General features: G+C 45.8%; 10 protein-coding genes and 3 tRNA genes. 3 read left to right on the top strand and 10 right to left on the bottom strand.

Going from position 1 to position 8,474, the window contains the following annotated elements:
* Window positions 1-100 precede the first annotated feature (100 nt).
* The 4 genes from PK629_12650 to PK629_12635 all read right to left on the bottom strand — a co-directional run bounded on the left by PK629_12650 (window position 101) and on the right by PK629_12635 (window position 1,920).
* Window positions 101-553, bottom strand: a complete 453-nt coding sequence (locus PK629_12650; protein HOP12325.1) for a hypothetical protein — start codon at window positions 551-553, stop codon at window positions 101-103.
* A gap of 32 nt (window positions 554-585) precedes the next feature.
* Window positions 586-1,005 carry a hypothetical protein gene (locus tag PK629_12645; protein HOP12324.1) on the bottom strand — a complete coding sequence of 140 codons (420 nt, stop codon included), beginning with the start codon at window positions 1,003-1,005 and terminating at the stop codon, window positions 586-588.
* A gap of 34 nt (window positions 1,006-1,039) precedes the next feature.
* Window positions 1,040-1,579, bottom strand: a complete 540-nt coding sequence (locus PK629_12640) for a hypothetical protein (GenBank protein ID HOP12323.1) — start codon at window positions 1,577-1,579, stop codon at window positions 1,040-1,042.
* Window positions 1,580-1,725: 146 nt separating this feature from the next.
* Entirely contained in the window at window positions 1,726-1,920 is a 195-nt protein-coding gene (locus PK629_12635) for a FeoB-associated Cys-rich membrane protein (GenBank protein HOP12322.1), read from the bottom strand.
* Window positions 1,921-2,071: 151 nt separating this feature from the next.
* Here PK629_12635 and PK629_12630 point away from each other — a divergent pair, with 151 nt between their 5' ends.
* Genes PK629_12630 through PK629_12620 form a run of 3 tightly spaced genes read left to right on the top strand, consistent with a single transcriptional unit; the run spans window position 2,072 to window position 3,598 of the window.
* Entirely contained in the window at window positions 2,072-2,449 is a 378-nt protein-coding gene (locus PK629_12630; protein ID HOP12321.1) for a metal-dependent transcriptional regulator, read from the top strand.
* A gap of 15 nt (window positions 2,450-2,464) precedes the next feature.
* Window positions 2,465-3,256, top strand: a complete 792-nt coding sequence (locus PK629_12625) for a ZIP family metal transporter (GenBank protein HOP12320.1) — start codon at window positions 2,465-2,467, stop codon at window positions 3,254-3,256.
* A 30-nt stretch (window positions 3,257-3,286) separates the two neighbouring features.
* A complete protein-coding gene (locus PK629_12620; GenBank protein ID HOP12319.1) occupies window positions 3,287-3,598 on the top strand; it encodes a cupin domain-containing protein in 312 nt (103 codons plus the stop codon).
* Between the two features lie 49 nt (window positions 3,599-3,647).
* Here PK629_12620 and PK629_12615 read toward each other — a convergent pair.
* The 6 genes from PK629_12615 to PK629_12590 all read right to left on the bottom strand — a co-directional run bounded on the left by PK629_12615 (window position 3,648) and on the right by PK629_12590 (window position 8,328).
* A tRNA-His gene (locus PK629_12615) sits at window positions 3,648-3,724 on the bottom strand.
* A 5-nt stretch (window positions 3,725-3,729) separates the two neighbouring features.
* A tRNA-Arg gene (locus tag PK629_12610) sits at window positions 3,730-3,806 on the bottom strand.
* A gap of 73 nt (window positions 3,807-3,879) precedes the next feature.
* Window positions 3,880-3,953, bottom strand: a tRNA-Gly gene (locus PK629_12605).
* A 161-nt stretch (window positions 3,954-4,114) separates the two neighbouring features.
* Entirely contained in the window at window positions 4,115-4,696 is a 582-nt protein-coding gene (locus PK629_12600; protein HOP12318.1) for a hypothetical protein, read from the bottom strand.
* Between the two features lie 179 nt (window positions 4,697-4,875).
* Entirely contained in the window at window positions 4,876-7,356 is a 2,481-nt protein-coding gene (locus PK629_12595) for a glycoside hydrolase family 38 C-terminal domain-containing protein (GenBank protein HOP12317.1), read from the bottom strand.
* 18 nt (window positions 7,357-7,374) lie between these two features.
* The gene (locus PK629_12590; GenBank protein HOP12316.1) at window positions 7,375-8,328 is read right to left on the bottom strand and encodes a uroporphyrinogen decarboxylase family protein; all 954 of its coding nucleotides are present in this window, start codon (window positions 8,326-8,328) and stop codon (window positions 7,375-7,377) included.
* Window positions 8,329-8,474 lie beyond the last annotated feature (146 nt).

Below are 8,474 nucleotides of genomic sequence, written 5' to 3'. Positions count from 1 at the left end.
CGCTACTCTTTTTTTCCTCCTCCCTTTTGTAACACATCAATTGTAATCCTACAGGTTTTGCGGAATTTTGGAAATAGTTGTTTTTCTTAATTTTCGAATATCATAAATTTTTCAAGCGAAACAATACGGCGGTAAGTGCGCTTAAAATCGTTGTGTTGTCTATGATAAAATTACCGAATTGCGCAGAGATGAAAAAGGGAAGGTTGATTCCCAAAAAACTGTTGAAAACGAAGAGCAGAAACAAGCAGTAAGCGGCTATTAAAACCCAGCTGATGATATACATCACTTTTCTGAATGTTACAAAACGGTCAGCCGGGGCGTTGTTTGAATAAAACAGGCGAAGACCTTTCATCAGTAAAAGTGTGCCCAAAAAGACAGCCGCAGGGCAGGCCACCAATCCGGAAAACATCGCCGGGTTAATATTAAAAGTTGTTTCAGGGGAATCCGTTATGTTGATATAAATAGTCAAAAATAACGCAGCAATAAAAAATAAGATTTGAATGCCGATGATAATTGCATTTTCTCTTATCAACGGCTTTTCATTATGATCCATTTTACTCCTTTCTGCCATATACAAGATGTTACTCAATCCTCGTCCTCGACGATGTAGACGATTTTTTTGCCGGTTTGATCGTCATATTCAACTTCTTTTGGAATATCCGCACGTGTTGCGGCTTTGACGTAAACAACTTGGGAAGGTGAGGTATCATTTCGCTCCGCCGTTATATATGAAATTTTTTTCTCTGTCTGAGAATTGTCTGTATCGGTTTTATTCATTTGCGACGGTTTAATAATGGCTTTCTGAATTAAAACACAAATTCCCCATATTGCATACGAAATTGCAAATAAGGGCAAAAAATATCCTATCAGATATGGAATTATCATATCGGGATTTAGGAAAGATAAAGTCGCTTTAAATCTATTCCACTGAAAATACAAATAAATAATATGAATTCCAATCGGTATTAAAGTAGCAGCCAATAAACCCGGCCTCTTGATTTTCATTATATTATTCCTTTCAAATCAGATTATTTTAATTTTAGTCCTCATCCTCGATGACATAGACAATTTTACCCCCGGTCTGATCGTCATATTTCGCACCTTCTGGAATATCCGTACGGGTTTTGACTTTTATGTAAACCACTTTTTCATATTTGCGATCTGTTACCGGATTATCAGATAACGGTTCTTCTTTTGATAACCTTTTTGCAAATTCCTGTTTTAATTTTGAATTTATACCTTCTTTAAATATAACTCCTTGATAACGATTCAATGATAAAAGTTTTGCGGCAGTATCGGGATCAACATCAAATAGCTCAAAAACATGATCGTCGGGTGGTGAGAGGTAAATTGAATTACAACCGTTTTTATGAATTGTAAGATCCTTAGATAGCATGATACGGTGACTGACAACTCTTTTTGAAGTATTTGAACTTATCAAACTGCCCAATAAGCCAAACATCAAATAATAAGCAGTTGCTCTTGTATTTGATGATTGAGGTACACAGAGTTCGATTATGGAACCGTCAAACCTTACCTCGGCATTGTTATATTGATCACCTTCGTATATATAATACATTTTTACCTCCTGAAATCAAGTCTTAAATATAAGCAAGTTCCATCTGTATATTATTTACATTATACCAAAATTAAACATTAAGTCAACACTTATAAATATAAAAATCGGAAGAGCGGTTAACCCACACTTCCGATTAAACAAGATTCTTACTTTTTATCTTTTTCCTCTGCCGGATGGCAGCTTCCCGCCATCGCGCAGCCCGAACAGCTGCTGCATCCGCAGGACGATTTGCCTTTCTTTTTGTTCCGAATCATCATGATAATGATTAATGCAATAACAGCAGCGAGAATCAAACCGATTAAAATCGATGATAAATTTTCAAAAAACCAAATAAAAAACATACGATAACCTCCTTGTGTTTATTATACCATAAAAGTCAACATTTGCTGCAGTAAAATGAAAGCATAAACCGATCCGGATACGGAACTTGATTTTTGTCCCGTCTTAAGGTAGAATTATTCGTGATAAATACGTGTGGAAAGAGGCAGGGTCATGGCATTGCTGGAATCGGGCGAAATGTATCTTGAAGATATATTGATTTTACGCGAAAAACAGAGAGTGGTGCGTGCAGTTGACATCGCCAATTATACGGGGTATTCGAAACCGAGTATCAGCCGTGCAGTCGGACTGTTGAAAAAAGACGGTCTGATCGAAGTGGACGGGGAAGGGTATATCACTCTGAAACCTGCGGGTGAGAAGATTGCTGAAAAAATTCTGGAACGCCATCGGCTTCTGACGGAATTCTTAGTTAAAATCGGCGTCAGCCCCGAGGTCGCCGCCCGTGATGCCTGCAAAATTGAACACGATATCTGTGACGAGACCTTTGAAAAATTAAAAGCGCATATGAGTCGTGTAAAAAAGGAAATTTAAAGCGGAGAAAAATATATGAACGAGACTTTACGCATTATCATCGGCATTGCAATTCCGTTTGTAGGAACAACTCTCGGCGCCGCGATGGTTTTCTTTTTAAAAAAGGACATGAGGCCGTCTTTGCAGAAAGCACTTCTCGGATTTGCTTCCGGCGTTATGATTGCGGCGTCGGTCTGGTCCCTGTTGATTCCGGCAATCGATATGGCCGAACAAAGCGGCACCATCGCTTGGCTGCCGGCAGTGGTCGGATTTTTGGCGGGCATCGGGTTTTTATTAGTACTCGACACAGTAATTCCCCATCTGCACGTCAATTCGGACGAACCGGAGGGACTCGGCACTAAAAAGACCAAAAAAAGTAATATGCTGGTTTTCGCCGTAACATTGCATAACATTCCTGAGGGCATGGCCGTTGGTGTTGTTTTTGCCGGCGTTCTGAACGGAAATGCCGCGGTTTCGCTCGCCGGTGCGTTTGCACTCGCCGTCGGAATAGCGATTCAAAATTTTCCGGAAGGTGCGATCATCTCAATGCCGTTGGTCGGAACCGGTATTTCAAAACCCCGTTCCTTTTTATACGGATTCCTCTCCGGCGTTGTCGAGCCGGTCGGCGCAGTACTGACGATTCTGCTGACTTCATTGATCACACCGATTTTACCGTATATATTGGCTTTTGCAGCGGGTGCGATGATCTATGTCGTAGTTGAAGAACTCATTCCGGAATGCCAGTCGGGTGAACACAGCAATATCGGCACCATCGGCGTTGCATTCGGATTTGCTTTAATGATGCTGCTCGATGTCGCGCTTGGTTAAGCTTTATAATATAAAACAGAAGGAGTTTTTATGGAAGGGTTTATAACGCCTAAAAATCATGTCAATTTTTCGGCAAAGAAATTATTCGATGCGATTGATCAAAAAATCATTGACGGTTCAATCGCCTATCTTCAAAAAGACGGCGGTGGCCCGATAGAAGCCCACACGCACGAACACAGTCATCTGTTTATCGTGGTAAAGGGTGAGGCAAAGCTGATATTGGATGATAAGACAATCGTTTTACCGGAGAACGAATCATACCTGGTAGACGGAAAGATCCCGCATTCCATCTGGAATAACATCGATGGTGAGACAATTATGGTCGGGATATCCGTCAGATAATTCATAAAAGAAAAACTCCCGAATGCAATTTGCATTCGGGGGTTTTATCTGGGGTGGATAGTGGAATTCGAATCCACGGCCTCCAGAGCCACAATCTGGCGCTCTAACCGGCTGAGCTATACCCACCACGTTGGCACGCCAAGGGGGACTCGAACCCTCAACCTACTGCTTAGAAGGCAGTTGCTCTATCCTGCTGAGCTATTGGCGCATTCACAAGTACGAGAAGAAATATCGCTAGCGATATTTCAGAACGATATTTAAACGCAAGTTTAAATATCGTTTGGAGCGGGTGATGGGAATCGAACCCACGCAGCCAGCTTGGAAGGCTGGAATTCTACCATTGAATAACACCCGCAAAAACCCCGCTCGTGTGAAAATCTCGTGACGAGCGGGGTTTATTATAACATTCCGCAGGGTTGATGTCAAGACTGAATTTGCGTGATACAAGGATGTTTTTATCCGTCAACGGATTGTTAAAGCATATAAAACTTTAAGGTATGCCAACCGATCATTCGTCTAATCCGTTATCTGTGAGAAATTGTCTAAAATATCGTATACCGAATCCCCGCTGTTAAGATGAATAAAGAAAATGGGGCGGTGATCCCCGAATACTTCTTTGCTCCAGGTATAATAATAATTTAACGCTCCGTCTGAAGTAGTCCCGGAAATCATTGCATAATCAATTTCACCGATTTTAATCAATTCAATATCACCTAATTCGATATCGGAAGCATTTAAAACAAGCCGGTTTCTAATCTGTTCATCGGTGAGACTATCATCCATCCCTGTATAAAACGTTATACTTATTCTATTTTCTGGCTCAGCGGTCTTGTAGATATAGGCATCAGTGTACCCCATTTGCGTATTTGCGAGATCTTCATCCGTGGGCGCCGAATAATTCAATAAATTGTAAAAGTCCTCATCGGAATAAAAGTTCCAGCCTTCGGGAATGGTGAAAGACAATTTGAAATAATCGTTTGTATAAACACCGTCCGAAACCGTTCCCCGTTTCGGTGGACCTTTATACAACCCAGAGGAACAGCCGAGAACCGAAAAAGACAGAAACAGCAGCAACACAACGGTAGCAACCTTTTTCATGATCGCACCCACTTTCCTTTTATTGTCTGATTTTATCACCATCTTCTGGCATTGTCAAGTATTGGAGATGAAAGATTCGAATATAAAACAGACTTCAAACATGAAGTTTTATATTTTCTCAATCAAAGTCAAACAACCCGAACCGGTTTCGGTTCGGGTTGTTTTTTGTGCGTTTATTTTTATCCGATCATCTTTGCGGTACTGATTTTGCCCTTCTTGTCGGCTTTGAGTGTGATGATCTCAAACGGCTGGGCATCGACGGCGTATTCCGTACACCAGACAGGGAATTTTATCGTGGCCTTGAGCTGCCGCGGACTGGAGTTGAACAGGCGGATGCGATAATGGCCGTCTTTTTCAACGCGTATCGTGACCAGTTCCAACGCGTGGTTTTCGATTTCACAGAGGGCTTTCGGGCGCTTTCCGGTCTCGGGCGGCATATAGCACAGCGGCACGGGCGGCTGATGGATCTGCGCACACTCGAAATCAATCTCATCTGAGATTTCATCGGCATTCCCGCCGAATAGGTAGTAGTCGAACAGACGTTCGCCCATGTCGATGCGCGGCGTCAGGCGGTCGGTGGGGAGAACCTCTCTGTCGTCGACCGGATGACCCGAATAGGCGGGTGTGCGCAGAACGCTCATGCGGATTTCACCGTCTTTGCAGTCGGAGCCGTAAGTGCCGGTATTGAGTACGCCCAGCGCGTTTTTGCCGTCGGAGAGCATGACCCAGCCATGTGCCACCCGTTCGCTGCCGTCGGTGAGAAGCGTATCGCGTCCGTAAGCGGTCTCGCCGGTATACGCGCCGTTTTCGATGGTCGTCGGCAGGGCAAACTTGAACATGACGCTGCGATCCATCGAGAACACACGCAGGTTGATACGGACGTTTTTGCCCTTTTTAGGCAGATAATAGCGCATACACAATGCTGAATTTTTATAGGTGAATACGGCTTCGATGACCGTGCGGACTTCGCCGTTTTCGATCACGCGGACATTCGGAATCGCTTTGGGCGTGACGCCGCAGATTTCGGCGGTACGCTTTTTGGAAGCCGGTTTGAATTCGCCGATGACATCGCGGATTTCGGTTTGCTTCATGCCCCACGGGTCAACGGTATCGGCCATGACCAGCAATTTTGCCGAACCGGGTTTTAAAAATTCTTTTCCGTTTACGCAGTAGCTGTCCATCAGGCCGGTTTCGGCATTGATTTTGACCGAGAGTTCGCCGTTATCGAAGGTATAATATCCGTTTTCCGCTTTAAACGGCAGCCGGAAACCATCGTAAACGACCTTGTTGGTAATGTTGAAGCGGGAGATGCTCATCGGAGGCAGCGTCGCGATAAAAGTGACTTTTTTGGCCCAGTCAAGCGGAAGATTGGAGCTCTCTTTTTCGTTCTGGCAGGGCAGGATTTTTCCGGATTCGTCGTGGACGATGCCGGTGGTGTAGCCGCCGTCCTTTTTCGAATCCTCGATCATATATTCGCATTCGATCTCGCGGGTGATCGTATAGGGCAGGGAATTGCAGACCAAAACCGGCATCTCTCCGGCTTTCGGAGGCGTTTGACCGCCGCATCCGGCGAAAAACGCTTTCATATTGGCTTTTGACGTGATTTCAAGGCCGTGTCCCATGCCTTGCAGCACGTCGTTTTCGACCTGTTGGATGCTCGAACCGGGCAGAGAATCGTGGAACTGCCAGAACATCAGGTCCTCCCAAGCGGAATAGAGCTTTTCACCGGGATATTCTGCGAGCAAGCCGTTGGCGACCATCGCCGAATTGAGTTTTTCCGCGATGAGAAGCTGATTTTCGAGTTTTCGGTTGGTCTGTTTGACCCGCGTCATCGAGGTATAGCAGCCGATCGCCCACGATGTGAACGAGCCGTCCACCGTGAAATCGGGCTTGCAGTTCTTTTTGTAATCCTCGAAAAACTTATCCGGTGTCGAGTGAATGACTTCCATATCGCTCTCGGCAATGTATTTTTCAAGGTCTTTCATATCAATTTCGGACGGGCCGCCGCCGTGGTCCCCGACACCCCACAGTGCGCCGACGACCGCTTTGTCTTTTTGCGTTTCATAGAAGTCGTCGATGTTGCGCATGACGTTGCCGAGAGGAGAGTTGTAGCGGCGCGATTTGAACACAAAAATCTTGCTGCCGCAGAAACCGTTCCAGACAAAGGTCTTGTTGTGGAAGGATTCCGTGCCGCCGTCCGGACGTTCGGGGCGGGTGACGATGTAGTTGGAATAACCGGCTTTGGCCATGATCTGCACAAGGCCGACGGTGTGGCCGAACGGGTCAAAGTTGATCGCGGTGTCAAAGCGGTCGACGCCGAATTTTTCACGGAAATAATTCTGCCCCATCTCGATCTGGCGCACAAAGGCCTCGCCGGAGGGCATGGTGCAGTCGGGCTGCAAATACCAACCGCCCATCAGATTCCATTTTCCCTCTTTGACCAGCGTTTGAATTTCACCGAAGAGCTGGGGATCGTATTCTTCAATGTATTTATAAAGCACCGCTTCGTTGTGGTTGAAGATAAAATGATTGTATTCCTTGCAGATGCGCACAGCGGTTCGGAACGTCGAAATAGCGGCGCCGATACCTTCCTCGCGGTTCCAAAGCCAGACAGGATCGATGTGGGCGTTGCAGATCAGGTGCATTCTCCGTTTTTCCATGGTGTTGTCCTCCCGTGATTATTGATAAATTCCTTCGGATTGCCAGATTCGGTTCATCAACTCGTACCGTTCCAGCGGCATTCCGGTGTAGACGCAGTTTGAGGTGCAGAAAATATAGCCGGGACCTTTCATGCCGTCGTGCAGAGAGCGTCGAATATCGGCGATGCATTCTTCTTCGGTGCCGGTTTGAAGCAGCGCACAGTTGACATTGCCGCACAGCGCCACTTTGTCGCCGTACAGGCGCTTGACCTCAGCCAGTGAGACGCCGCCCTGCGGGTCGAGTGAGTGCAGGGCATCGGGACCGCATTGCACCATCTGGTCGATGATCGGCATGATGTTGCCGTCGGTATGCTTGATGACGTAGTAGCCGCGGTCGTGACAGCGCTTGGTGATTTCGGCCAGATACGGCGTGACGAATTCCGAGAACATATCCGGCGAAAAGAACGGATTGACGTTAAAACAATAGTCCGAACACAGCGCAAGGCCGTCGAGGATGCCGTTGTTGAGATATTTGTCAAGCCGTTCGGTTTCTTCTTCAACACGGCGTGCAGCCAGCGCTTTCATCTCGGTTTCGTTTTCATACAGTTGGGCGGAGAACTCGACCATATCGCCTCCGTTCGGGATTGCAAAAGTCGGGTCGCCGTGTACCATTAAAAAATATTTATCGCCGCTTTTTTCGCGGATGCGTTCCAAAACGCGCCTGGTACCGTCATAATGATTGGGGTTCGGTTGAACAAAAATCGCGTAGTGGTTATAGTGTTCGGCGATGGTGATGTATATATCCGCGATGTTGTCGATATGCAGATCGCGTTCCTTGTCGCTCATCTGATTCCACTGGTTAAACGACATTTGCCCCGGATGGACGCGGCCGAACGCCTCCATCGTCAGATAAAAAACCAGTTCGAAATGGGGTACAAGCCCGGTGATCGGTTCACGTTTCAGCGCTTTGATAAAAATCTCGCGTTTGGTCATAGATCGATAATCCTTTCGAAAAGGTGGGTATCAAACTTCTCTTTGCGCGAAGTCATTTTTATTATATCAGCAGGCAAATCAAAGTCAAGGGCTGTAGGTTTGTCAATGATGTGTTACAAAAAGGATAAAGAAAAAAGGATTACGGA

The sequence above is a fragment of the Oscillospiraceae bacterium genome (genome assembly GCA_035380125.1).
Lineage (GTDB): Bacteria > Bacillota > Clostridia > Oscillospirales > JAKOTC01 > DAOPZJ01.
The sequence above is the reverse complement of the archived record's forward strand: the minus strand, read 5'-3'. Positions and strand labels throughout refer to the sequence as shown.